Genomic DNA, 25,603 nt, shown 5'->3' with positions numbered 1-25,603 from the left:
ACTGCCAGCCTGCAAGGCTCCCTGATGGTGGATATCGCCGGCCTCTGGCTGACTGCCGAGGACCGTCACCTCCTGCGCCAGCCCGAAGTGGCCGGCCTGATCATCTTTGCCCGCAACATCGCCAGCCCGCGCCAGGTGCGCGAGCTGTGCGCCTCGATCCGTGCCATCCGCCGCGACCTGATCCTGGCGGTCGACCAGGAAGGTGGCCGGGTCCAGCGCCTGCGCCAGGGGTTCGTGCGCCTGCCGGCGATGCGTGCCATCGCCGACAACGACAATGCCGAGTACCTGGCCGAGCAGTGCGGCTGGCTGATGGCGACCGAGGTGCTGGCGGTTGGCCTGGACCTGAGCTTCGCCCCGGTGCTGGACCTCGACCACCAGCGCAGCGCGGTGGTCGGCAGTCGTGCCTTCGAAGGTGATCCGGCACGCGCCACGCAACTGGCCGGTGCTTTCATCCGCGGCATGAATGCCGCCGGCATGGCGGCCTGTGGCAAGCATTTCCCTGGGCATGGCTGGGCCGAGGCCGATTCGCACGTGGCGATCCCGACCGACGAGCGCAGCCTGGAACAGCTGCGCCAGGCCGATCTGGTGCCGTTCACCCGTCTGAGCGGGCAATTGGCCGCGGTGATGCCGGCGCACGTGATCTATCCGCAGGTCGACAACCAGCCGGCCGGTTTCTCGCGGCGCTGGCTGCAGGACATCCTGCGTGGTGAACTGGGCTTTGACGGGGTGATCTTCAGTGACGACCTGTCCATGGCGGGTGCGCATGTGGTGGGCGATGCGGCCAATCGCATCGAGGCGGCGCTGAGTGCCGGCTGTGACATGGGATTGGTGTGCAACGACCGGGCTGCGGCGGAGCTGGCACTGAGTGCGGCGCAGCGCCTGAAGGTGCGGCCGTCGCCGCGTATTGCCGGCATGCGCGGACGCGGCTTTGCGCGAACCGACTACCGCGAGCAGCCGCGCTGGCTGGAGGCGCTCGGAGCGTTGAAAGACGCGCAGTTGGTGGATTGACCTTCGCGGGACAAGTAGGCGCGCCGAACCGCCGCGCCTACTAGCTCACTGAATACCAGTAGCGCGTAGGGACTACCCGTATTCAGCGCGCCCGCTTGCCCGGCAGCGGCGCGAACAGCGCTTCGATCTCGTCGTCCCCCAGACGCCATTGCCCGGCCTGTCCACCATCGAGCAGACCGGCGGCCAGCGCCGCTTTCTCCTGTTGCAACTGCTGGATCTTCTCTTCCACCGTGCCGCGGGTGATCAGCTTGTAGACGAACACCGGCTTGTCCTGGCCGATGCGGTAGGCGCGGTCGGTGGCCTGGTTCTCGCTGGCCGGGTTCCACCAGGGGTCGTAGTGGATCACGGTGTCCGCTGCGGTCAGGTTCAGTCCCGTGCCGCCGGCCTTGAGGCTGATCAGGAACACTTCGCTGTCGCCGTTCTGGAATTGCTGGACCGGTGCCCGACGGTCGCGGGTGTCGCCGGTCAGCAGGCTGTAGCGGATTTCGCGTTTCTCCAGCTCCTGTTCGATCAGCGCAAGCATCGAGGTGAACTGCGAGAACAGCAGCACCCGACGCCCTTCGCTGAGCAGTTCCTCGAGCATCTGCATCAGGCTGCCCAGCTTGCCCTTGTCGGCCTGGTTGCCCTTGATCTCCACACCCTTGACCAGGCGCAGGTCACAGCACACCTGGCGCAACTTGAGCAGCGCATCGAGGATGACGATCTGGCTGCGCGATGCGCCATTGCGGGCGATTTCGTCGCGCACCTTCTTGTCCATCGCCACACGCACGGTTTCGTAGGTGTCACGCTGGGCGTCGCTGAGGTCGACCCAATGCACCATCTCGGTCTTGGCCGGCAGCTCGCGAGCCACCTGCTCCTTGCTGCGGCGCAGCAGGAAAGGACGCACCCGGCTGGCCAGGTGCGCCAGGCGCTCGTGGTCGCCATGGCGCTCGATGGGGGTGCGGTAGTCCTGGTTGAAGCGCTTCTGCTCGCCCAGCCAGCCTGGCATCAGGAAATGGAAGATCGACCACAGTTCGCCCAGGTTGTTTTCCATTGGCGTGCCGGTCAGGCACAGGCGCTGCTCGGCCTGCAGCTCACGCGCGGCCTGGGCGGCCTTGCTGGTGCTGCTCTTGATGTTCTGCGCTTCGTCCAGCACCAGCACGTGCCAGCGCTGGCTCTGCAATTGCTCGAGGTCGCGCGGTAGCAGGGCGTAGGTGGTCAGCACCAGGTCATAGTCGTCCAGTGCGGCGAAGAACCGATTGCGGCTTGGGCCGTGCAGGGCCAGCACGCGCAGGTCGGGGGCGAAGCGCTGGGCTTCGTCCAGCCAGTTGGGCACGAGGCTGGTCGGCATGACCGCCAGGGCAGGGCAGGTCAGGCGTCCGGCTTCCTTCTCCAGCAACAGGTGGGCAAGGGTCTGCAGGGTCTTGCCCAGGCCCATGTCGTCGCCGAGGATGCCGCCGGTGCCCATCTCGCGCATGGCCTGCAGCCAGTTCAGGCCCTGCTGCTGATAGGGGCGCAGGCTCGCAGCCAGGCCCTTGGGCGGCTCGACCTGCAGATCGCGGGCATTGCGCAGGCGCCGGCCGAGGTCGCGCAGGTGCTCGCCGCCTTCCCAGCGCAGGGGCAGGTGCTCGATGTCGTTCAGGCGCGCCGCATCGGCGCGGTCCATGCGCAGCGCCGGGCCGGCGGCGTCTTCGTGCAGGTACAGCTCGCCAAGGGTGCCCATCACCGCCTTGATGCGTCCGTAGGGCAGGGCAACACGCATGGCCGGGCTGTCCAGGCGGCCGCGATTGAGATCGATCAGCAGGTGCTCGTCGTCGCTGCGCCGCGCCAGTTCGCTGGGGCGCAGTAGTTCCGGGTTGCTGCGCAGCAGTTGCAGCACGATCGGCAACAGGCTGTGGCGCTGGCCGTCGACCACGATGCCCAGTTCCAGGTCGAACCATTCGTGGCCGGGCGCCTCTTCGATATTGGCGTACCAGTCCTGCACCTCGTGAAGGTTGAAGGCGAAGTCGCGGTGGATATCCACCTTCCAGCCTGCCTCGCGCAGATGCAGCAGCTCTTCGCGGGCAAAACGCAGCCAGGTTTCGTCGTCGGGCAGCTGGAACATTTCGCCAGCGCTGTCGGGCAGGGCCTTGCTCTGGCGGGTGGCGGCCTTGAAGCCGAGTTTGCGCAGGGTGTCGCGCAAGCGCTTTTCGTGCTGGGACTGACGGCGAATGCGCTCGCTGGTACTGCCCACCAGGCGGCTCAAGGGCTTGTCGTCGGTGCCGCTGGCGCGCAAGCCGTCGTAGTCGAACGACAATGCGGCGCGATGCTGCATCTGGCGTTGCATGCGTCCGGTCTTGGGCATGTAGGCGCTGAACTCGACGCTGCCGAGGGTGAGGTGCGGGATCGGTTCGATATCCTCGAGCAGTTGCTGGCTGACCGTGGTCGGGGTTGGCAGCTGGTGGTTCAGGGCGTTGAGCTTGTGGCTCAGTGGCACGATCAGGTGTTCCGGTACATCAGGTGCAATCGAGAGCTGGATGGCGGTGTGCGGGTCGAGGGTGTGGGCGATGGTGCCGACCTCACCGGTCGTGACGTCGAAATAAAACAGCGGTATCAGCGGCAGCACGCGAAGTAGCGGGGTATCGCCGCTGTACCACATGCCTCGGTATTCGCCGCTGTCCAGGCGCACCCAGCGAAACTCCGCCTGACGCTCCGGGCCCTGGTGCAACAGCGGCAATTCTTCGAGGCACAGCAGGCGCCCGGTCTGCAGCACCCTCTGCATCAGCTCGCCACCTTCCTGGCCCTTGAGCACATAGCCGCGCTCCTGGCCGTAGGGGGCGTTCTGCGCAGACAACTGGCGCAGGATGCGCAGGTCTTCTTCCGTGACGAACTTCGGTGGCTCGTAGAGCAGTTCGTACAGTGAGTGTATCCGGCTGTAGCGTATGCCTTCTTCGCTGCGTGTGCCCTTGCGTACGCGCAGGCCGCAGCTCTGGTCGTCGCGCAGCATGAGTTCATAGCAGACCATGCGGCCGCGCTTGTCTTCGCCCGGTTGGCGGGCAGCGGGCGGTTGCTCCAGGCCTTGCAACCAGTGCTGCAGGTGGTGGGGCAGATGATCGCTGCTTGCAGGTTCGAGCCTGTAGCTGTCGGCCAGGGTGTAGAGGGCGGCGGCGCAGTGTTTGCAGTTCTCGCCTACCGGACAGCTGCAATGGCCGCGCACCAGCATTTTTCCCGAGGCAGTGAGGGAAATGCCGATGCTCTGGCGGTACTGGCTGTTGCCGCTGCCGCTGCAGGTCGCTTCGATGCGGTTATGGTCACAGGAAATGATCTCCACCCGGCCCTGCTCGGCATAACGTTCGCCGCGCTGCAGGGCGCCGCTGTCGAACTCGCGCTTCCAGCCCGGATTTTCCGCCACCTGCCTGTGCAAATCGTTCACGGGGTCACTGCTCCATCATTTCCGGATCCAGCGTCGGCAGCTTGCGCATCCCGGCCGGCGCGACCTTGATCAACAGCGCCAGGTGCCCGCCGTCGAGGAAGGTCAGCTGGCCGTTCTTCACATTGCTGTTGCTCTGCTTGAACTGCTCGCTGCGCAGCACGCTGCCGTTGCCATCCAGGTCATTGACCCAGAAATTGGCCTCGATGCGGGTGAAGCGCCCCTCGGCGATGCTCAGGTTGCCTTCGATGGGAAAGTGGCCGAACTGTTCGTCGCCGGCGCCTACGGCAATGCGGCTCGGTTCGCTGCCAACCTGTTGCTGCCAGGCCTTGTGCAGCAGCACGCTGTAGTCGCCGGTGGCCTGCAGGCGGGTGGCCTCGTCGACCAGCGCCAGCGGGCGCTCGGCCTCGCTGGCCAGGCGCGGGGCGCCGGCGCTCCAGTTCTCGGGGGCGAACGGGCTGGTCACGGCTGGTACGGCGTTCTGCCGCAACAGGATCATTTCCACCTGATAGGGGCCTTCGGCGAAGGCCATCGCCGGCGCGATCAGCGTCAGCAGCAAGGTCAGGCAACGAATGGCACGCATGGAGCTTCCTTAGTTTGACTGTGGGGCCAGGCGCTCGAACAGCGCCTCGAGGGTGTTGAAGCGTTCTTCCGGGCGTTCCATCGGCACCAGGAAGCGGAACTGGGTCGCGCCTTCGAACTTGTAGCGTTTGGGCTGGCCCTGGATCAGCTTGATCAGGGTCAGTGGGTCGACCGGGGTTTCGGCCTCGAACTCCAGCTTGCCGCCGTTGGGGCCGGCATCGACCTTCTTGATCCCGAGTTTCTCGGCCTGCAGCTTGAGCAGGGTCAGGCGCATGAGGTTCTTGGTCGGCTCGGGCAGCAGGCCGAAGCGGTCGATCATCTCCACCTGCAGGTCCTTGAGCCCTTCCTCGTCGGCGGCCGAGGCGATGCGCTTGTACAGGATCAGGCGCGCGTGGACGTCCGGCAGGTAGTCTTCGGGGATCAGCGCCGGCAGGCGCAGGTTGATCTCCGGGCCACCGCCCAGGGGTTGTTCGAGGTTGGGCTGGGTGCCCTTGCGGATCGCCTTGACCGCGCGCTCGAGCATTTCCATGTAGAGGGTGAAGCCCACCGCCTGGATCTGCCCGCTCTGGCCTTCGCCGAGCAGTTCGCCGGCGCCACGGATTTCCAGGTCGTTGGTGGCCAGCACGAAGCCTGCCCCCAGGTCCTGGGTATTGGCGATCGCCTCCAGGCGCTTTTCGGCGTCGCCGCTGATCTGCTGGCGGGGCGGGGTGAGCAGGTAGGCGTAGGCCTGGTGGTGGCTGCGCCCGACCCGGCCGCGCAACTGGTGCAGCTGGGCCAGGCCGAACTTGTCGGCACGCTCGATGACGATGGTGTTGGCGCTGGGCACGTCGATCCCGGTCTCGATGATGGTCGAGGCGATCAGCACGTTGAAGCGCTTGTGGTAGAAGTCGCTCATCACCTGTTCGAGTTCGCGCTCGCGCATCTGCCCGTGGCCGATGCCGATGCGCGCTTCGGGCACCAGTTCGGTGAGGTCGGCGGCGCACTTCTCGATGGTCTTCACGTCGTTGTGCAGGTAGTAGACCTGCCCGCCGCGCAGCAGCTCACGCAGCAGCGCTTCCTTGACCGTGCTCTTGTTCTGCTCCATGACGAAGGTGCGCACCGACAGGCGGCGCGCCGGCGGGGTGGCGATGATCGACAGATCGCGCATGCCGGCCACTGCCATGTTCAGGGTGCGCGGGATCGGCGTGGCGGTGAGGGTGAGGATGTCCACCTCGCTGCGCAGGGCCTTGAGCTGTTCTTTCTGGCGCACGCCGAAACGGTGTTCTTCGTCGATGATCGCCAGGCCCAGGTCCTTGAAGCGTACATCGTCCTGCAGCAGCTTGTGGGTGCCGATGAGGATGTCGATCTTGCCTTCGGCCAGGTCGGCTGCGGCAGCGGCCACCTCCTTGGCGGACTTGAAGCGGCTCATCACCTCGACGGTCACCGGCCAGTCGGCGAAGCGGTCGCGGAAGCTGTTGTAGTGCTGCTGGGCGAGCAGCGTGGTGGGCACCAGCACCGCCACCTGGCGGCCGCTGTGCACGGCGATGAAGGCGGCGCGCATGGCCACTTCGGTCTTGCCGAAGCCGACGTCGCCGCATACCAGGCGGTCCATGGGCTTGGCCGCGAGCATGTCCAGGCGCACGGCTTCGATGGCGGCCTGCTGGTCGGGTGTTTCCTCGAACGGGAAGCCAGCGCTGAAGGTGGCGTAGTCGGCGGCCGGGTCGGCGAAGGCATAGCCCTTGCGTGCAGCGCGGCGGGCATAGATGTCGAGCAGTTCGGCGGCCACGTCGCGCACCTGCTCGGCCGCCTTGCGCTTGGCCTTCTGCCAGGCTTCGGAGCCGAGCCGGTGCAGCGGCGCCAGGGCGTCGTCGCTGCCGGTGTAGCGGGCGATCAGGTGCAGGTTGGCCACCGGCACATAGAGCTTGGCACCCTCGGCGTATTCCAGGGTGAGGAACTCGGCGGCCTGGTCCTCGATTTCCAGGGTCGCCAGCCCCAGGTAGCGGCCGACACCGTGGTCGATGTGCACCACCGGGGCGCCTTCGCGCAGCTCGGTGAGGTTCTTGATCACCGCGTCGTTGGCCGCTTCGCCGCGCTTGTCGCGGCGTCGGCGCTGCATCACGCGCTGGCCGAACAACGGGCTCTCGGCCACCAGCGCCAGGCTCGGGTCGTCCAGCAGCAGGCCGTCGTCGAGCGGGGCAATGGTGATCGCCAGGCGCTCGCTGCCGGTGATGAAGTCGGCCCAGCCATCGACGGTGTGCGGGCGCAGCTTCAGGCGTTCGAGCAGCTCCAGCAGCACTTCGCGCCGGCCCGCCGATTCTGCGGTGAACAGCACGCGCCCGGGGAACTGGTCGAGGAAGTTCGACAGCTCGGCCAGCGGCTGGTTGGCCTTGGCCTCGATGGCCAGGTTGGGCAGGGCGCGGGCCGGGAAGCGCTCACGGCCTGCGCCGGGCTCGAGCTCATCGGCGCTGACCACCACCCGTGGCCACTGCTTGAGCCGGGCGAAGCAGTCCTCGACCGGCATGAACAGCTCGGCAGGCGGCAGCAGCGGGCGGCTGAGGTCGCCGCGGCGCTCCTCGTAGCGCCCGCGCACATCGTTCCAGAAGTGCTCGGCGGCCTGCTCGACGCCGGGCAGGGAGAACACCTGGGTGTCTGCCGGCAGGTAGTCGAACAGGGTGGCGGTCTCTTCGAAGAACAGCGGCAGGTAGTACTCGATACCGGCCGGGATGATGCCGCTGGTCAGGTCCTGGAAGATCGCGCTGCGGCGGAAATCGACGTCGAAGCGTTCGCGAAAGCGTGCCTTGAAACGCGTCACTTCGTCCTTGTGCATCGGGAATTCGCGCGCCGGCAGCAGGCGGATCGACTCGACTTTGTCGATCGAGCGCTGGGTTTCCGGGTCGAAGGTGCGCAGCGTCTCGATCTCGTCGTCGAACAGGTCGATGCGGTACGGCGCCTTGCTGCCCATGGGGAACAGGTCGATCAGTGCCCCGCGCACGGCGAACTCGCCATGCTCGTAGACCGTGTCGACGCAGCGGTAGCCGCTGGCTTCCAGGCGCGTGCGCATCTGCTCGACATCGACCTTCTGGCCCACGTCCAGCACCAGGCTGCTGCCCAGCAGGAAGCGCGTCGGCGCCAGGCGGTGCAGGGCGGTGGTGATGGGCACGACGAGGATGCCGTGGTCCAGCTCCGGCAGCCGGTAGAGGCTGGCGATGCGCTGCGAGATGATGTCCTGGTGCGGCGAGAACAGGTCGTAGGGCAGGGTTTCCCAGTCGGGGAAGGGCAGCACCGGCAGCTCGGGCGCGAAGAAGCGCAGCTCCTGCTCCAAGCGGTCGGCCGCCTGGCTGTCGGCGGTCAGCAGCAGGGTGAAGCGCCCGGCACTGCTGGCGGCCTCGGCGATGGCGAGACTGAGGGCGGCACCGGGCAGGTTGCCCCAGGTTTGTTTGCCGGCCGTGGCCGACAGTTGCGGTAGGCGCAGAACTGACACGGAAGATCCGACTCCAAGCGTTGCGGCAAAGAGGTCAAGTGTACCGGCGCCGCCGCCCGCTGTCAGGCTCCAAAGGCCATGGCGGCCGGCTTTGGCGGCGACGACAGGCGCTCATTGCCCGATACGCGCCGGGGCGTCATAATGTAGCCCCTTTTTTCTGTCCCTACATGTGGAAGGTTCCCGTGACTCAGAAGCCCGACCAGTGTCTTGGTGAGTGGATCGATCGTGAAGCCCTGGCTGAAGCGATGATCCCGCTTATCGGTCAGCTCTACCGCAACAACAACGTGGTGAGCTCGATCTATGGCCGCAGCCTGATCAACCGTTCGGTTATCTCGATCCTCAAAGCCCACCGCTTTGCACGTCATCGTCAGACCGACGAGACCGAACTGTCCGTACACGAGACATTCCCCCTGCTCAAGGCGATGAGCGAGCTGAAACTGGGCGCCGCCTCGGTCGACCTGGGCAAGCTGGCCAACAAGTTCAAGCATGAAGGCAATGGCCGCACTGCCGAGCAGTTCGTCCGCGAAGAGCTGGCCGACGTGGTGGGCCAGCAGAACGCCTCGGCGCGCAAGGGCACCGATGTCGTCCTGTACGGCTTCGGCCGCATCGGCCGCCTGCTGGCGCGCATTTTGATCGAAAAGACCGGTGGTGGCGACGGCCTGCGCCTGCGCGCTATCGTCGTGCGCAAGGGTGCCGAGAACGACCTGGTCAAGCGTGCCAGCCTGCTGCGTCGCGACTCGGTGCACGGTCCGTTCGACGGCACCATCACCATCGATGAAGCCAACAACACCATCACCGCCAACGGCAACCTGATCCAGGTCATCTACGCCAAGAGCCCGAGCGAAGTCGACTACACCCAGTACGGCATCGACAACGCGCTGATCGTCGACAACACCGGTGTATGGCGTGATGCCGACGGCCTGGGCCAGCACCTGGCCTGCCCGGGCGCTGCCCGCGTGATCCTCACCGCACCGGGCAAGGGCGCGCTGAAGAACATCGTGCACGGCATCAACCATGGCGACATCGCCGCCGATGACAAGATCATCTCCGCGGCTTCCTGCACCACCAACGCCATCGTGCCGGTGCTCAAGGCCATCAACGACCAGTACGGCATCGTCAACGGCCACGTCGAAACCGTTCACTCGTTCACCAACGACCAGAACCTGATCGACAACTTCCACAAGGGCAGCCGTCGCGGCCGTGCCGCGCCGCTGAACATGGTCATCACCGAAACCGGCGCCGCCACCGCCGCTGCCAAGGCACTGCCAGTGCTCAAGGGCAAGCTGACCGGCAACGCCATTCGTGTACCGACACCAAACGTGTCGATGGCCATCCTCAACCTGAACCTGGAAAAGGCCACCAACCGCGAGGAACTCAACGAGTACCTGCGCCAGACCGCCATGCACTCGGAACTGCACAAGCAGATCGATTACGTCAGCTCCCAGGAAGTGGTTTCGACCGACTTCGTAGGCTCGCGCCACGCTGGTGTGGTCGATGCCGAGGCGACCATCTGCAACGATAACCGCGTTGTCCTGTACGTCTGGTACGACAACGAATTCGGTTACAGCTGCCAGGTCGTTCGCGTGATGGAAGAGATGGTCGGTGTGAACCCGCCAGCATTCCCTCGCTGACAGGCAGGTAAGGCAATGGAAGAACGGGAACCCTTGGGTTCCCGTTTTTTTGTCCGGGTTTTGCATGGCCTGTTGCCCCTCGACAGTGCCCCCCGAGCCCGGATGACGACAGCGCCCAATTCAAGGACAATGTCCGACGCCTGTGCCCTTGGCTGAAAGGCAGGGGAAAGCCAGGACACGGATGATCGCCGCCACGGAATCGGCGAAATGACATGTAGTGCAGGCAAAGATGGCCTACGACGCGACCAAGGGTTAATGTGCGCCGCGTTCACGCTTGATTAGACTGCACCCGAAATTTTTCATGGCGCCCCGGTGACATGATGAGCCCCGCGGCCAGCCGGCCGGCGGGCCAGTTCTGAAGGAGTACGCATGGCTGTCTACAACTACGACGTAGTGGTGCTGGGTTCCGGCCCGGCCGGAGAAGGCGCGGCAATGAACGCCGCCAAAGCGGGGCGCAAGGTCGCGATGGTCGACAGCCGTCGCCAGGTCGGCGGCAACTGCACCCACCTGGGCACCATTCCGTCCAAGGCACTGCGTCACTCGGTGCGGCAGATCATGCAGTTCAACACCAACCCGATGTTCCGTGCCATCGGCGAGCCACGCTGGTTCTCCTTCCCCGACGTGCTCAAGAGCGCCGAGAAAGTAATTTCCAAGCAGGTCGCCTCGCGCACCGGCTACTACGCGCGCAACCGCGTCGACGTGTTCGTCGGCACCGGCAGCTTCGCCGACGAACAGACCGTCGAGGTGGTGTGCTCCAACGGCGTGGTCGAGAAACTCAACGCCAAGCACATCATCATCGCCACCGGCTCGCGCCCGTATCGCCCGGCCGACATCGACTTCCATCACCCGCGCGTCTACGACAGCGACACCATCCTCAGCCTGAGCCACACGCCGCGCAAGCTGATCGTCTACGGCGCCGGGGTGATCGGCTGTGAATACGCCTCGATCTTCAGCGGCCTGGGCGTGCTGGTCGAACTGGTCGACAACCGCGGCCAGTTGCTGAGCTTCCTGGATTCGGAAATCTCCCAGGCGCTGAGCTACCACTTCAGCAACAACAACATCACCGTACGCCACAACGAGGAGTACGAGCGTGTCGAGGGCCTGGACAACGGTGTGATCCTGCACCTGAAATCGGGCAAGAAGATCAAGGCCGACGCCTTGCTGTGGTGTAACGGCCGTACCGGCAACACCGACAAGCTGGGTCTTGAGAACATCGGCATCAAGGTCAACAGCCGCGGCCAGATCGAGGTCGACGAGAACTACCGCAGCAGCGTGCCGAACATCTATGGCGCCGGTGACGTGATCGGCTGGCCGAGCCTGGCCAGCGCCGCCCATGACCAGGGCCGCTCGGCGGCCGGCAGCATCGTCGACAACGGTAGCTGGCGCTTCGTCAACGACGTGCCGACCGGCATCTACACCATTCCCGAGATCAGCTCGATCGGCAAGAACGAGCAGGAACTGACCCAGGCCAAGGTGCCGTACGAAGTGGGCAAGGCCTTCTTCAAGAGCATGGCGCGCGCGCAGATCGCCGGCGAGCCGCAGGGCATGCTGAAGATCCTGTTCCACCGCGAAACCCTGGAAATCCTCGGCGTGCACTGCTTCGGCTACCAGGCCTCGGAGATCGTCCACATCGGCCAGGCGATCATGAACCAGCCGGGCGAGCTGAACAATCTGAAGTACTTCGTCAACACCACGTTCAACTACCCGACCATGGCCGAAGCCTATCGGGTAGCTGCCTACGACGGCCTGAACCGGCTTTTTTGAGCGGCTCCGGCCGGTGGCCTGAGCCGGTCGGGGAGACCGATTTCAGCCCTACCCGAGGGTGGTCTTGGCCAAACCGGGAAAGTCTGTAATCAGGCTGTCCACGCCAAAGTCGGCGAGTCGGCGCATCAGTGCCGGCTCGTTGACCGTCCACACCGACACATGCAAACCCTGCTTCTGCGCCTTGATCAGGCGCTCTGGCGTGCACAGCGTCCAGTTCAGGGCAAGCATGGCGCAGCCATAGTTCTGCGCGACCTTGAGCGGATCGAGCCAGGCGTACTCGGCGACCAGCCCGCGGGCGATGTCCGGTACCAGTTCCTGCGCCGCCCCCAGTACTTCCCGCGAGCTCGAGGTGATGGTCACCTTGTCGAGCAGGCCGTATTGCTGGGCCAACTCGCGAATCGCCAGCACGGTGCTGGCGGCGCGGGTGCGCGAGGCGCTCTTGACCTCCAGTTGCCAGTGCGCGAAGGCGCATTTTTCGAACAGTTCCTCGAGCCGTGGGATGGGGCAGGGCTGCACATGGCCCGGGCCGCCCTTGCGTGCGTCGTAGGTGACCAGGTCTGCAGCCGAATGCTCGACCACCTTGCCGCGTCGGCCGGTGGTGCGTTTGAGGGTCGGGTCGTGGATCACCATCAGCTCGTTGTCGGCCGACAGGTGCAGGTCCAGCTCGCAGCGGTCGACGCCGTGCGACAGGCACTGGCGGAAGCTGGTCAGGGTGTTCTCGGGTGCTTCGCCCTTGGCGCCGCGATGGCCGTAGATCAGGGTCACGTTCGTTCCTTCAGGTCTAAGGAGAAAAGGCTCAGGATGCCGGGTCGTCGTGTTCGAGCTGCTGGCGCCGTTGCTGCTGCTGGCGCTGCAGGATATAGCGCGCCAGCAGTTGACGCTGGGCATCGGTCATGTCGATGAATTCGGTGCCGACCTCGAAGTCGCCATCGGGTCGCGGGTCGCAATGGGTGACCTTGCCGCGCAGCAACAAGCCGTGGGCACGTGGCATCAGCACCATCTTGACCCTGACGCGGGTGCCGGGTGCGATCTGCCGGGCCTGGGCGAACTCGACGCCGCCTTCGGAAATGATCACCCGCTGCGGTTGGCCGATCTCGCCGATCAGGGTATGGGCGACCACCGCGCTGAGCAGGTCGAGGCGCTTGTTCTGGGCGCGCAGGAAGGCGGCCAGGGTGCGGTCCTTGTCGCTGAGCTGGCGCAGCAGGTGCTGGGATTCGAAGTCCGACAGGTGCAGCTCGCTGAGCAGGTTGAACAGCGGCGAATCATCCTGCAACAGTTCTGTCTCAAGGGCTTCGGCCGCGCTCAAGGGGCTGATTTCCAGTGCGATCCTGTCTTCGATGCGGTAGTATTCCCGGCGATCTTCTTCGTCTAATGTCGTCATGGCGAACCCATGGTTGCGGCGGTGGTCCGAGTGTAAAGCCGCCGTAGGCGCCTCGCCACCAGGACGTTCCCTTTCATCCGAACAAGCCCCGACATGTTCAGACCTCTCTTCGTATTCATCGGTACGCGCTACACCCGTGCCAAGCGACGCAACCACTTCGTCTCGTTCATTTCCCTGACCTCGATGATCGGCCTCGCCCTGGGCGTGGTGGTGATGATCGTGGTGCTGTCGGTGATGAACGGCTTCGATCACGAGATGCGCACCCGCGTGCTGGGCATGGTCCCTCACGCCACCATCGAGGGCGACCAGCCCATCGCTGACTGGCAGGCCCTTGCCCAACAAGTAAAGCAGAATCCGCACGTGCAGGCGGTCGCGCCCTTCACCCAGATGCAGGGGTTGCTGACCCATGACGGCAAGGTGCAGAAGATGCTGCTCAACGGCATCGAGCCGGACCGCGAGCGCGAGGTGTCGATCATCGACAACTTCCTGCGCGAGGGCAGCCTCGACCAGTTGGCTCCCGGCGAGTGGGGCATCCTGATCGGCGACAAGGCCGCCGACAAGCTGGGCGTGAAGGTCGGTGACAAGGTCACCTTCGTCGCCCCCGAGGTGAGCATCACCCCTGCCGGGATGTTCCCGCGCATGAAGCGCTTCACCGTGGTCGGCACCTTCCACGTCGGTGCCGGCGAGATCGACGGCTACCTCGGCCTGACCAACCTCTCCGACCTGTCGCGCCTGCATCGCTGGAAGGCCGACCAGGTGCAGGGCCTGCGCCTGAAGTTCGACGACCTGTTCAAGGCGCCGCGCGAGGCCTGGAGCATCGTCCAGCAGTTGGGCGAGCACCAGTACTACGCCCGCGACTGGACCCGCACCCAGGGCAACCTGTACCAGGCGATCCGCATGGAGAAGTCGATCATCGGCCTGCTCCTGCTGCTGATCGTCGCCGTGGCGGCGTTCAACATCATTTCCACGCTGGTGATGGTGGTCAACGACAAGCGCGGCGACATCGCCATCCTGCGCACGCTCGGCGCGACCCCGCGGCAGATCATGGCGATCTTCATGGTCCAGGGCACGGTGATCGGCGTGGTCGGCACGCTGATCGGCGCGGTGGTCGGGATCATCGCCGCGCTCAACGTCAGCGCGGCGATCGCCGGGATCGAGACCCTGATCGGGCACAAGTTCCTCAACGCCGATGTGTACTTCATCGATTACCTGCCGTCGCAGATCATCGCCCAGGACGTGTGGATGGTCTGTGGTGCGGCGCTGGTCCTGAGTTTCCTCGCCACCCTGTACCCGGCCTGGCGCGCAGCGCGCACCCAGCCTGCAGAGGCGCTACGTTATGAGTGAGTCGCGCATGAGTGATAAAGCCGTTCTGAGTTGCCGCAACCTGGGCAAGTCCTACGACGAAGGCCCGGAGTCGGTGCAGGTGCTGTCCGGGCTGAGCCTGGAACTGCATCCGGGCGAGCGGGTGGCTATCGTCGGCAGCTCCGGCTCGGGCAAGAGCACGCTGCTCAACCTGCTGGGCGGCCTCGACACCCCCACCCAGGGCAGTGTCTGGCTGGCCGGAGAGGAGCTGTCGGCGCTGGGCGAGCGCGACCGCGGCCTGCTGCGCAACCGCGCCCTGGGCTTCGTCTACCAGTTCCACCACCTGCTGGCGGAGTTCACCGCGCTGGAAAACGTCTGCATGCCGCTGCTGATCGGTCGTACACCGATCCCGGAAGCACGCCAGCGCGCCGAGACGCTGCTCAAGCGCGTCGGGCTCAGCCATCGCCTGAATCACAAGCCGGCCGAACTGTCCGGCGGTGAGCGCCAGCGCGTTGCCATTGCCCGTGCCCTGGTCAACCAGCCCGGCCTGGTGATGCTCGACGAGCCCACCGGCAACCTCGACCATCACACCGCCCAGGGCATCCAGGAGCTGATGCACGAGTTGTCGACGGCCTCGCGCACCGCGTTCCTGGTGGTGACCCACGACCTCAACCTGGCCCGCCAGATGGACCGTGTGCTGAGCCTGGAAGACGGCCGTCTGGTCTCGATCTGATAGCAACGGGGCTGCCCGCGCAGCCCCGATCCTCTGTTCAACTGGGTGTTCGCGTACATGTTCAGACCCTTGCCCTTGTTCATCGGTGCTCGTTACACCCGTGCCAAGCGCCGCAACCACTTCATCTCGTTCATCTCGATGACTTCGATGATCGGCCTCTCCCTGGGTGTGCTGGCGATGATCGTGGTGCTCTCGGTGATGAACGGCTTCCAGCGCGAGATGAGCTCGCGCGTGCTGGGCCTGGTGCCCCATGCCAGCATCCTCGGCGTGCAGCCGCTGGACGACTGGCAGCGTGTGGCCGAGGCCGCGCTGAAGAACCCGGCGGTGATCGCCGCGGCGCCGGTCACCGAAATGGAAGGTATGCTCTCGTACAAGGGGGCGATGCAGCCGATCCAGGTCAGCGGCATCGACCCGGCGCAGGAGGGCAAGGTCTCGATCGTCGGCCAGCACATCGTCCAGGGGGCGTTGCAGGCCCTGCAGCCCGGTGACTATGGTGTGGTGCTGGGCGAGCTGACCGCGCGACGCTTTCGCCTGAACACCGGCGACAAGGTCACGCTGATCGTGCCGGAGGTGAGCAGTGCTCCGGGCGGGATCACCCCGCGCATGCAGCGCCTGACCGTGGTCGGGATCTTCAAGGTCGGTGCCGAGCTCGACGGCTCGCAGGCCTATATCCACATGGCCGATGCCGGCGAGATGCAGCGCTGGGCGCCGGGCCAGGTGCAGGGCGTGCGCCTCAAGCTGCACGACCTGTACGCCGCGCCGCAGGTGTCCAAGGCGATTGCCTCTGGCCTGGGCGATGCCTACCGTGCCGATGACTGGTCGCATACCCAGGGCAGCCTGTTCAGTGCGATGAAGATGGAAAAGACCATGATCGGCCTGCTGTTGCTGATGATCATCGCAGTGGCGGCCTTCAACATCATCGCTACCCTGGTGATGGTGGTGAACGACAAAGGTTCGGACATCGCCATCCTGCGCACCATCGGCGCCACGCCGGCGCAGATCATGGGCACCTTCATGGTCCAGGGCAGCCTGATCGGTATCGTCGGCACCTTGATCGGTGGCGTGCTGGGGGTGATCGGCGCGCTCAACGTCAGCGCCATCGTCGGATGGCTGGAGCGTACCAGCGGGCAGCACATCTTCACCTCCGACATGTACTTCATCAGCAGCCTGCCGTCGCAGTTGCAGTGGGGCGATGTGGCGATCATCTGCACGGCGGGCCTGGTGATGAGCTTCCTCGCCACGCTGTACCCGGCGTACCGGGCATCGCAGATCGAGCCGGCCATGGCGCTGCGCTACGAGTGAAGTCCGTGGTCGCCTGGGCGAGGTGGCCGTACTTGCTCAGGGGCTGTCCGACAGCTCTATGACGAATCGGGTCCAGCCGCCCTCGCAGCGTGCCTGGATCCTCCCGCCATGGGCCTGGACGATCGAGCGGGTGATCGCCAGGCCCAGCCCTGCATGTTCGCTGCTGCCTTCATGGCGGGCCGGATCTTCCCGATAGAAACGGTCGAACAAGCGCCCCAGGGCCTGCTCGGCGATGGCCGGGCCGGTATTGGCGACTTCTATGCGTGGCCCCGCCGACAGCGTTATCTCGATCATTCCCCCCGCAGGTGTGAAGCGCATCGCATTGTCCAACAGGTTGGACAGGGCCCGGCGCAGCATGTGGCGGTCACCCTCGATCCGGGCTTCGCCGCGACGCTGCAACTGGATGCCGACTTCTTCGGCCAGCGGCGTGTAGTACTCCAGCAACGCGTCGGTCTCGGCCGCCAGGTCCAGGGGCTGGCGGCCGGGAATCAGCAGGCCGTGATCGGCCTTGGCCAGGTACAGCATGTCCTTGACCATCTGCGCCATCCACTGCAGTTCCTCGAGATTGCCGTGCAGGGCTTCGCGGTATTCCTCCAGGCTGCGCGGGCGGGTGAGGGTGACCTGGGTGTGGGTCAGCAGGTTCGACAGTGGTGTACGCAGTTCATGGGCGATGTCGGCGGAAAAGGTCGACAGGCGCTGGAAGGCATCCTCCAGGCGCTGCAGCATGGCATTGACGGTTTCGCCGAGTTCGGCAAGTTCCTCGGGCAACGCTGCCACCGGCAATCGTATCGTCAGTGAGCGGGCGTTGACGCTGGCCGCCACCGCGCCCATCTGGCGCAAGGGCCGCAAGCCGCGGCGGGCAGCCCAGGCACCGAGCAGCGCGGTGCTCAACGCCGACAGGCCGACGGTGAGCCAGATCAGCTGCTGCATGCGCTGCAGGAAGTGCTGATGGTGGGTGATGTCCATGAACAAGGTGATCTGTGCATTGCCCAGCGCCTGGCACAGGCTGCGATAGTCGATGCCCTCGCTGTGCAGGGTGGCCAGGCCGGGTTGCCGAGGCTCGTCCGGAAGGCCGGCGCGGCTGTCGAACCACAGGGTTCCATCATTGCCGCGGATGCGCAGGGCCAGTTCGGACTGGTGGCTGAGCGCGCTGCGCAGCAGGGGCAGGTGAGGGGCCAGGTTGGCTGCGGAGTCGACCGTGGCCAACTGCTCCTGCAGTTGCGCAAGGCGGGCACCGAGCAGTTGCTGGTCGAGCTCGATGAAGTGGCTGGCGCTGGCCTGGCTGAACAACCAGCCGGCGGTCAGCGAGACGACGGCGGTGCAGGCCGCGAACAGCAGGGCCAGGCGCCCACCCAGGGACAGTCGTGGCATCAGTCGTGGCGCTCCTCGAGCACGTAGCCCATGCCACGCACGGTATGGATCAGCTTGTTGGCATGCGGGTCGTCGATCTTCAGGCGCAGGCGACGGATCGCCACTTCGATGACGTTGGTGTCGCTGTCGAAGTTCATGTCCCACACCTGCGAGGCGATCAGCGATTTGGGCAGCACTTCACCCTGGCGGCGCAGCAGCAGTTCGAGCAGGGCGAACTCCTTGGCGGTGAGGTCGATGCGATTGCCGCCGCGTTCGGCACGGCGACGAATCAGGTCCAGGCGCAGGTCGGCCAGGGCCAGGCTGGTGTCCTGGGTCGGGCTGGCGCCGCGGCGCAGCAGGCTGCGCACCCGTGCCAGCAGCTCGGAGAAGGCGAAGGGCTTGACCAGGTAGTCGTCGGCGCCCAGTTCCAGGCCATGGACCCGGTCTTCGACCGCGTCGCGGGCCGTCAGGAACAGCACCGGCGTATCCAGACCCTGGCTGCGCACGGCCTTGAGGATCTGCCAGCCGTCACGGCCGGGCAGCATGACATCGAGGATCAGCAGGTCGTAGTCGCCGGTGAGGGCGAGGAACTGGCCGGTCTCGCCGTCGCCGGCCAGTTCCGTGGCAAAGCCGGCTTCGCTCAGGCCCTGGCAGAGGTATTGGCCGGTGCGGGCCTGGTCTTCGACGATCAGCAGTTTCATGCACTGTCCAGGGTCGGGAGGTGAACACACGACGCGCGTCATGCTTGCGTATGGATTCGGATGATACGTGACGCCGCGTCAGTGCGCCCAAGCTGACAGGTTTGTAATCTGCCTGTCAGGTAATCGCCAGTCACCTGGGCCTAGAGTCACGGCATTCTTGTACGCGCACACGGAGTCGTCATGAAACACCTGTTCTTCGCCGCCACCCTGGCCATGGCCAGCCTGCCAGCTTTCGCCGACGGCGCCAGGACCTTCGCCTTCGGCGAGCCCGCCGCTGCCGCCAAGGCCACCCGTACCGTCGAAGTGCGGCTCAAGGATATCGCCTTCGAGCCCGCGAGCCTTGAGGTCAAGGCTGGCGAAACCGTGCGCTTCGTGTTGATCAACGAAGGCCAGCTGGCCCACGAGTTCAACCTTGGCGACAAGGCGATGCACGCCGAGCACCAGAAGGAAATGGCAGCCATGGCCGGCATGGATCACAGCCAGATGGGGCATGGCAGCCACGGACACGATCAGGCCAACACCGTACTGGTCCAGCCCGGCCAGCGCGCCGAGCTGACCTGGACGTTCCGCAAGTCGGCGCCCATCGAGTTCGCCTGCAATGTGCCCGGCCATTACCAGGCTGGCATGGTCGGTCAATTGACCATCGAGTGACATCGGCTCCAAGGCGGGGTGCAAAACCGGTAGAATGACGCCATTCCCGAGCTTTCAGGTCAGATACATGCATCCCGCCGCCGAACATTCCCCGCTGGGCAAGTCCAGCGAATACATCGCCACCTACACCCCGTCGCTGCTGTTCCCCATCCCGCGCACGGCCAAATGGGCCGAGCTGGGCGTGACGGCCCAGACCCTGCCATGGCAGGGCGTGGACTACTGGAACTGCTTCGAACTGTCGTGGCTGCTGCCGTCGGGCAAGCCGGTGGTGGCCATCGGTGAGTTCGCCATCCCGGCCGATTCGCCGAACATCATCGAATCCAAGTCGTTCAAGCTCTACCTCAATTCGCTGAACCAGACCGTCTTCGCCTCGAACGCCGAGCTGCAGGCATGTCTGGAAATGGACCTGTCCGCTGCCGCAGGCAAGCCGGTCAAGGTCCAGGTACGTACGCTGGCCGAAGTCCAGCAGCAGGGTGTTGAAGCCTTGCCGGGGCTGTGCATCGATGCGCTGGACGTGAGCATCAGCAACTACGAGCAGCCCCAGCCTGAGCTGCTGCGCTGCAACCCCGAGCGCATTGTCGAGGAAACCCTGCACAGCCACCTGCTCAAGTCCAACTGCCCGGTCACCGGCCAGCCGGACTGGGGCAGCGTGGTGGTCGAGTACAAGGGCAGGGCACTGGATCACGCCAGCCTGCTGACCTACCTGGTGAGCTTCCGCCAGCATGCCGACTTCCATGAGCAGTGCGTGGAGCGTATCTATCTGGATTTGCTGCGCTTGCTGGAGCCGGAGCACCTGACCGTGTATGCGCGCTATGTGCGCCGTGGCGGGCTGGATATCAACCCTTACCGCAGTAATGGGGTGATCAGCCCGGTGAACCAGCGGCTGGTTCGCCAGTAGCTGTTGAGCGGCGGGGCCGCCTTGCGGCCCTGCGGGTAGGTCCCGGTGTACTAGATCCCCATGCTGTGCAGCGAGTTGGCGATGCTGCGCAGTGTTGCCGTGAGGTCCGGGTGGTCGGCTTCGAAGCGTTCGATGGCCAGGTTGACGCCATCGACCAGGTTGTTGTCCGGGGTGGCTTCCTCGAGCTTGAGCTGTGCTTCGATCTGCCGCGCCTCCTCGTGCAGGCTGGCCAGTTCCTCTTCTGACAGCGGTACGTTTCGATCCAGTTGCTCGCGCAGGCTGTTCAGGCGCTCTTGCAATTCGCGGGCGGGCATTGGTTGTTCTCCATCAATGACTTGGCAAGCCATGGACCTCGGCGAAGCGGTAAAGGTTCTGGCCTGACTGCAAGCGTAATCCACTTGCCGGTGCTTTGCATGACCGGCATCAACGACGATGTGTCAGGGTTTTTCACCCTTGCGTCGGCGCTGGGCAATGTCGGCGAGGCAGGTATCGAGCGCTTCGAGGTGGTCGATCACCGAATGTACGCCCAGGCCGAACAGTTCCAGCGTTGCCTTGGCGCGAGTGATCTCCTGCTCCTGCACGCTCATGGCCTGCCATTGTCTGGACGTCAGGTCGCACGACGGGCTGCAGGCGGCGAGTCCCACGGTCCACAGCCCGGCGTTGAGCCCCGATTGCAGCAGGCGGGGCTCGCCGCTGACCAGTACGCAACCGTCGAGACGATCGCTGTTCAGCGACATCAGCGCATGCCAGCAGGCGTTCGGTGACGGCCAGGGCGAGCCGTTGGCCGTCTGCCCGGGAAGCCAGTGTGGCAGCACGCTGGCCAGGTGCTTGCCCTGGCTGCTGCCCGGATCGTCCATCCAGATGCAGGGAATATCCTGCTGGCGCAGGCGCTCGAGGGTGTCCAGCGCTCCTGGGGCGGGCGACAGGTTGTCGTTCATGGTCTGGACCAAGCAGCCGCGCAGTCCGAACAGCACGGCAGTGGGGGCGGGGGCTGGGTACATGGCAACGTCCCTGAAATACATTTCAGGCTAAGGACTGTTTGTGACGACTGGATGACAAATCAAAGATGAACGGGTTGTTCACAAAATGTTGAATATGGGTGTGTAATGCTGCCTGTCAGCCAGATAGTCATTATACTGGCGCACTACTGTGCAGCGCCTGTTGGCGTCTGCCACCGAGAAATCCGATGGAGAAACACCTATGCAGAGGATCGGTGCCGGTGTGATCGAGCGAATCACCCAGGCCTGTGTCTGTGCCAGCCTGCTGCTGGCGCCCGTGGCAGCCACCCAGGCGGCCACCGAGCAAGATCCCTGGGAAGTGGTCAACCGACCGATCTTCAGGTTCAACGACACCATTGACACCTACGCCCTCAAGCCGCTGGCCCAGGGCTATCAGGCGGTCACCCCGCAGTTTCTCGAAGACGGTATCCACAACATCTTCCGCAACGTCGGCGATGTCGGCAACCTGGTCAACAACGTCCTGCAGCTCAAGCCACGTGCCGCCGGTATCGACACGGCGCGCCTGATCGTCAACACCACCTTCGGCCTGGGCGGCTTCTTCGACGTGGGTACCCGCATGGGCCTGCAGCGCAGCGATGAAGACTTCGGCCAGACCCTCGGCTACTGGGGCGTGCCCAGCGGGCCATACGTGGTCATCCCGCTGCTCGGGCCGAGCACCGTGCGTGACGGCCTGTCCAAGTACCCGGACTCGTTCACCGAACCCTACCGCTATATCGATCATGTACCGACCCGCAACTCGATCTTCGCCCTGGACGTGATCGACACCCGCGCCAGCCTGCTGTCGGCGGAGAAGCTGATGCAGGGCGACAAGTACATCTTCATCCGCAACGCCTACCTGCAGAACCGCGAGTTCAAGGTCAAGGACGGGGAAGTCGAAGACGACTTCTGATCGGCCCATCCATCCGTTCATCGCGTAGAGCCCCGCCTTGTGCGGGGTTTTTTGTGCTTTTTGCATGAGTGCGCACCCTCGATTAGGCAGGGCGAGCACAGGTAAGGTTTTCTCCTTCCTCCGAACCCAACGGCTGTGTGCAAGACGTTGATCGAGCTCGGCAGTATCACCGCTGCACCTGTTATTTTTGCCAGTAGCGCTGGGCCGAGGTGCGTGCTTATATCGCCAGACGGACACAGGGTGTCTGTTTCGGTCCGCTGATAATGTCGAGGGAAACGATATGAGCGAAACAAAATCTGAAAAGAGTCAGGTATCCCACATAAAACTTCGTGGTGGACCGGCAGGCAAATCGATTTTTGAACTTCAAGCTACGTCGGATGGTGGTCTGCTGGTGCTTACAGGGCAGAAACCCGAGGAGGGGCGAGCGTTTCTGCACAAGTATGATTCAGCCGCCGAGCCTGCGCATGAATTTGGCGGCGACGGTCTATTGGAACTGCCTGTGTCGCAACATGGGCGAATCAGTATTGTCGATCAAGAGGAGAATTTTCTTCTTGTTCGAGGCAGTGTTTCAACTGAGCAATTTCGCGGTTTGAGTGTGAGTCGGTATTCCATACATACCGGCAAAAAAGATGAAGGTTTCGGGCAGGGTGGTACGTTTTCTTACGAAATCAATGACCTATTTTATGTCCATCCTGCATATGATAAAGAGTTGCACAAGCTCTATGTCGTGCTATCAATCCGGCAGCCCTATCGTATTTCTGTACTCTGTATTACGCGAGATGGGAAGATCGATACCGATTTTGGCCAGAACGGCTTGGTAGAGATCCAAATGCCAGAGGGCGCCTCTTCAATCATCAGACATGTCACTGTGCGAAAAAACGGCCATCTCCTGATCTGCTTCGATGGTCGTGAAAAGGAGGGCAGATCTTTGCACTGTCGGCAGTTGAACCGTCACGGTGACCTGGATGTAGCGTTCGGGAGTGGGGGGAGCGTCAAGAAGGTTCTTGGTGACGGGGAGTTGCACGTTTTTGTGGATGACTCGGAAAGCATAAAGTATGTGGTCACGACCGCAGGCATCGTATGGGTTAGGGGTTTGAAAGCCAATGGGCAAGATGATCCAGATTTCGGGTCTATCAGGGATCCTGCGGATTATTCAGATACAGAATCGCAATGGTGGAATCCCATTTCACACGGGGTGGGAGACGATTACAGAATTGTTCACACCTCGGTTTACAGACCGTCGCATACCTCTTTGCCGGGTTGGGTGCATCAGGTTGATGAGAAAGGGCAACTTGATACAGGGTTTTACGACGGCGGAAGATATGAGTTGGAGCACAGAGGCGGTTGGAGCGCAATTGTTGCAGTGCCAAGCCGTTTCCCCGGGTCTAATGATTTGTTCGTTGCAGTCAGCGACTCTGTGTATTGGTTCAGGCGTTGATTGGCATGTCATCCGGGGTAGGCGTAGTTCGCTGGACGGCTTCATGCCAAGCCGCGGACCGGGCCTCAGCGCAGTACCAGATACCTTCGGGTGTAGCATGGATCACATATGTGGGCCTGTACGGTTGTATGGAGATGGGCGGGCTTGTCCCTGCGTCGGCTGCATCCGCCAGCGGCCAGGTTCATGTCAATTGATTGTACTGGCCGGCGTTTTTATAACCCCCGGTGCTTTGTCCTGCACAGAGCACCTCACTCGACCCTCGTATGCTTGAAACGCCCCGCGGATGGGAGTACCGTCTGCGCCTTACAGGGCACCACTGTGATTTGCCGGACGGGTTTTCCTGTCCTACACCTCAAAGAGCAATGGTCAAAGAGTATTCCAGTAGCCGTCCGTCGCCCTTGCCGATGCCCGCTACGCCAACCAATCGGCGCCGTTCGCCCACATGCAGAAAACCAGTGCAACGCTGCTGATCATCGATGACGACGACGTGGTCCGTGCAAGCCTCGCCGCCTATCTGGAAGACAGTGGCTTCAGCGTCCTCCAGGCCGGTAATGGCCAGCAGGGGCTCCAGGTCTTCGAAGAACACCAGCCCGACCTCGTGATCTGCGATCTGCGCATGCCGCAGATGGGCGGCCTCGAACTGATCCGCCGGATCACCGAGCAGGCCCCGCAGTTGCCGGTGATCGTGGTGTCCGGTGCCGGGGTCATGAGCGATGCGGTCGAGGCCTTGCGCCTGGGGGCTGCCGACTACCTGATCAAGCCGCTGGAAGACCTTGCCGTGCTCGAGCATTCGGTGCGCCGTGCACTCGACCGCTCACGCCTGGTGCTCGAGAACCAGCGCTACCGCGACAAGCTCGAAGCCGCCAACCGCGAACTCGAGGCCAGCCTGCACCTGCTCCAGGAAGACCAGACGGCCGGTCGCCAGGTGCAGATGAACATGCTGCCGGAAAAGCCCTGGAGCGCCGGTGACCTGTCGTTCGACCACCAGATCATTCCGTCGCTGTACCTGTCCGGCGACTTCACCGATTATTTCCGCGTCGATGAGCGCCGTATCGCCTTCTACCTGGCGGATGTGTCCGGTCACGGTGCGTCGTCAGCGTTCGTCACCGTGCTGCTGAAGTTCATGACCACCCGCCTGCTGTTCGAATTCAAGCGCAACGGCAAGATGCGCGAGTTCAAGCCGTCCCAGGTGTTGGCACACATCAATCGCGGGCTGATCAACTGCAAGCTGGGCAAGCATGTGACCATGGTCGGTGGGGTGATCGACGAGGACACCGGTCTGATGACCTACAGCGTCGGCGGCCACTTGCCGCTGCCGGTGCTCTATACCCCGGGCCAGGCACGTTACCTGGAAGGCCGTGGCCTGCCGGTGGGGCTGTTCGACGAAGCCACCTACCAGGACCATGTGCTGGAGCTGCCACCGCGCTTCAGCCTGACGCTGATGTCCGATGGCATCCTGGACCTTTTGCCCGGTGACACACTCAAAGATAAGGAAGCGTCCTTGCCGGAAATCGTCAAGGCCGCGGGGGGCAGCCTGGACGGGCTGCGCCAACGATTCGGATTGGCTACGCTTGGGGAGATGCCGGATGATATCGCCCTATTGGTGTTGAGCAGGAACCTTCAATGAGTACCGGTAGAATCCAGTTCGCCGAGCAGAGCGGTACCTTCGTACTGAAATTCGTCGGTGAAGTGCGCCTGACCCTGTGTTCGGCGCTGGATGCCACGATCGAGAAGATCTTCACCGCGCTGAATTTCTCGGCCATCGTCATCGACCTGACCGAAACCGAGAGCATCGACAGCACCACCCTGGGCCTGCTGGCCAAGCTGTCGATCCTGTCGCGGCAGAAGGTCGGCCTGCTGCCGACCGTGGTGACCACCAACCCGGACATTTCCCGGCTGTTGCAGTCGATGGGCTTCGACCAGGTGTTCAACATCGTCGACCGGCCGCTGCCGTGCCCGGACTGCCTGAGCGACCTGCCGTCGCAGGACCAGAACGAGGAAGTGGTGCGCTCCAAGGTGCTGGAGGCGCACAAGATCCTCATGGGCCTGAACGACTCCAACCGCGAGGCATTCCGCGACCTGGTCAGCGCCCTGGAGCGCTCCTGA

21 protein-coding genes are annotated in these 25,603 nt (G+C 64.1%); 12 read left to right on the top strand and 9 right to left on the bottom strand.

The genetic code is table 11. The features are described from left to right. The first annotated feature begins 9 nt into the window (after window positions 1-9). On the top strand, window positions 10-1,008 hold the full coding sequence (nagZ, locus tag AC1TXO_RS18290) for a beta-N-acetylhexosaminidase (protein ID WP_486406861.1): 999 nt from the start codon (window positions 10-12) through the stop codon (window positions 1,006-1,008). 82 nt (window positions 1,009-1,090) lie between these two features. Here the strand turns inward: nagZ and AC1TXO_RS18285 are convergent, their stop codons facing one another. The 3 genes from AC1TXO_RS18285 to mfd are packed head-to-tail and all read right to left on the bottom strand — an operon-like array spanning window position 1,091 to window position 8,438. Beyond that, window positions 1,091-4,399, bottom strand: a complete 3,309-nt coding sequence (locus AC1TXO_RS18285) for a DEAD/DEAH box helicase (RefSeq protein WP_486403047.1) — start codon at window positions 4,397-4,399, stop codon at window positions 1,091-1,093. Between the two features lie 4 nt (window positions 4,400-4,403). Next, window positions 4,404-4,979 carry a CsiV family protein gene (locus tag AC1TXO_RS18280; RefSeq protein WP_486403046.1) on the bottom strand — a complete coding sequence of 192 codons (576 nt, stop codon included), beginning with the start codon at window positions 4,977-4,979 and terminating at the stop codon, window positions 4,404-4,406. A gap of 9 nt (window positions 4,980-4,988) precedes the next feature. Beyond that, a complete protein-coding gene (mfd, locus tag AC1TXO_RS18275) occupies window positions 4,989-8,438 on the bottom strand; it encodes a transcription-repair coupling factor (protein ID WP_486403045.1) in 3,450 nt (1,149 codons plus the stop codon). A gap of 167 nt (window positions 8,439-8,605) precedes the next feature. Here mfd and AC1TXO_RS18270 point away from each other — a divergent pair, with 167 nt between their 5' ends. Next, complete coding sequence (locus tag AC1TXO_RS18270) at window positions 8,606-10,069, top strand: glyceraldehyde-3-phosphate dehydrogenase (protein WP_486403044.1); 1,464 nt, start codon at window positions 8,606-8,608, stop codon at window positions 10,067-10,069. A 369-nt stretch (window positions 10,070-10,438) separates the two neighbouring features. Continuing rightward, entirely contained in the window at window positions 10,439-11,833 is a 1,395-nt protein-coding gene (gene sthA, locus AC1TXO_RS18265) for a Si-specific NAD(P)(+) transhydrogenase (RefSeq protein WP_486403043.1), read from the top strand. A 48-nt stretch (window positions 11,834-11,881) separates the two neighbouring features. Here sthA and AC1TXO_RS18260 read toward each other — a convergent pair whose 3' ends face one another. Beyond that, entirely contained in the window at window positions 11,882-12,598 is a 717-nt protein-coding gene (locus tag AC1TXO_RS18260) for a glycerophosphodiester phosphodiesterase (protein ID WP_486403042.1), read from the bottom strand. 31 nt (window positions 12,599-12,629) lie between these two features. Further along, on the bottom strand, window positions 12,630-13,214 hold the full coding sequence (locus tag AC1TXO_RS18255) for a PilZ domain-containing protein (RefSeq protein WP_486403041.1): 585 nt from the start codon (window positions 13,212-13,214) through the stop codon (window positions 12,630-12,632). Between the two features lie 93 nt (window positions 13,215-13,307). Between AC1TXO_RS18255 and AC1TXO_RS18250 the strand changes: the two genes are divergently transcribed. From AC1TXO_RS18250 to AC1TXO_RS18240, 3 genes are read left to right on the top strand one after another with little or no spacing between them, the layout of a single operon-like run. Continuing rightward, window positions 13,308-14,558, top strand: a complete 1,251-nt coding sequence (locus AC1TXO_RS18250; RefSeq protein WP_486403040.1) for a lipoprotein-releasing ABC transporter permease subunit — start codon at window positions 13,308-13,310, stop codon at window positions 14,556-14,558. A gap of 7 nt (window positions 14,559-14,565) precedes the next feature. Continuing rightward, window positions 14,566-15,249 (top strand): lipoprotein-releasing ABC transporter ATP-binding protein LolD, encoded by a 684-nt coding sequence (gene lolD / locus AC1TXO_RS18245; protein ID WP_486403039.1) that lies wholly within the window; start codon window positions 14,566-14,568, stop codon window positions 15,247-15,249. A gap of 57 nt (window positions 15,250-15,306) precedes the next feature. After that, window positions 15,307-16,551, top strand: a complete 1,245-nt coding sequence (locus AC1TXO_RS18240) for a lipoprotein-releasing ABC transporter permease subunit (protein WP_486403038.1) — start codon at window positions 15,307-15,309, stop codon at window positions 16,549-16,551. A gap of 36 nt (window positions 16,552-16,587) precedes the next feature. On the opposite strand, the gene AC1TXO_RS18235 is transcribed toward AC1TXO_RS18240, so the two are convergent. Both AC1TXO_RS18235 and AC1TXO_RS18230 read right to left on the bottom strand, forming a co-directional pair. Next, window positions 16,588-17,922, bottom strand: a complete 1,335-nt coding sequence (locus tag AC1TXO_RS18235; RefSeq protein ID WP_486403037.1) for a heavy metal sensor histidine kinase — start codon at window positions 17,920-17,922, stop codon at window positions 16,588-16,590. Further along, complete coding sequence (locus tag AC1TXO_RS18230; protein WP_486403036.1) at window positions 17,922-18,602, bottom strand: heavy metal response regulator transcription factor; 681 nt, start codon at window positions 18,600-18,602, stop codon at window positions 17,922-17,924. The genes AC1TXO_RS18235 and AC1TXO_RS18230 overlap by 1 nt, the downstream gene beginning before the upstream one ends. A gap of 180 nt (window positions 18,603-18,782) precedes the next feature. Between AC1TXO_RS18230 and AC1TXO_RS18225 the strand changes: the two genes are divergently transcribed. Together AC1TXO_RS18225 and queF are read left to right on the top strand one after the other, a co-directional pair. Further along, window positions 18,783-19,253: a cupredoxin domain-containing protein gene (locus AC1TXO_RS18225; protein WP_486403035.1), complete on the top strand. Its 471-nt coding sequence runs from the start codon at window positions 18,783-18,785 to the stop codon at window positions 19,251-19,253. Window positions 19,254-19,320: 67 nt separating this feature from the next. Continuing rightward, a complete protein-coding gene (queF, locus tag AC1TXO_RS18220) occupies window positions 19,321-20,151 on the top strand; it encodes an NADPH-dependent 7-cyano-7-deazaguanine reductase QueF (protein WP_486403034.1) in 831 nt (276 codons plus the stop codon). Window positions 20,152-20,201: 50 nt separating this feature from the next. Here queF and AC1TXO_RS18215 read toward each other — a convergent pair whose 3' ends face one another. Continuing rightward, entirely contained in the window at window positions 20,202-20,465 is a 264-nt protein-coding gene (locus tag AC1TXO_RS18215; RefSeq protein WP_063545619.1) for a DUF4404 family protein, read from the bottom strand. Between the two features lie 123 nt (window positions 20,466-20,588). Continuing rightward, window positions 20,589-21,152, bottom strand: coding sequence for an HAD superfamily inactivated hydrolase PcrP (gene pcrP / locus AC1TXO_RS18210; protein ID WP_486403033.1), 564 nt, complete (start codon window positions 21,150-21,152; stop codon window positions 20,589-20,591). A 199-nt stretch (window positions 21,153-21,351) separates the two neighbouring features. Here pcrP and AC1TXO_RS18205 point away from each other — a divergent pair, with 199 nt between their 5' ends. From AC1TXO_RS18205 to rssC, 4 genes are all read left to right on the top strand, one after another. After that, window positions 21,352-22,059: an MlaA family lipoprotein gene (locus AC1TXO_RS18205; protein ID WP_486403032.1), complete on the top strand. Its 708-nt coding sequence runs from the start codon at window positions 21,352-21,354 to the stop codon at window positions 22,057-22,059. A 280-nt stretch (window positions 22,060-22,339) separates the two neighbouring features. Next, complete coding sequence (locus AC1TXO_RS18200; RefSeq protein WP_486403031.1) at window positions 22,340-23,497, top strand: hypothetical protein; 1,158 nt, start codon at window positions 22,340-22,342, stop codon at window positions 23,495-23,497. A 442-nt stretch (window positions 23,498-23,939) separates the two neighbouring features. Next, window positions 23,940-25,124: a two-component system response regulator RssB gene (gene rssB, locus AC1TXO_RS18195; RefSeq protein WP_486403030.1), complete on the top strand. Its 1,185-nt coding sequence runs from the start codon at window positions 23,940-23,942 to the stop codon at window positions 25,122-25,124. Beyond that, window positions 25,121-25,603, top strand: a complete 483-nt coding sequence (rssC, locus tag AC1TXO_RS18190) for an anti-sigma factor antagonist RssC (RefSeq protein ID WP_054894422.1) — start codon at window positions 25,121-25,123, stop codon at window positions 25,601-25,603. Before rssB ends, rssC begins: the two co-directional genes overlap by 4 nt.

It is taken from the genome of Pseudomonas sp. FA117 (genome assembly GCF_057370475.1).
This window is presented reverse-complemented; position numbering and strand designations above follow the sequence as displayed.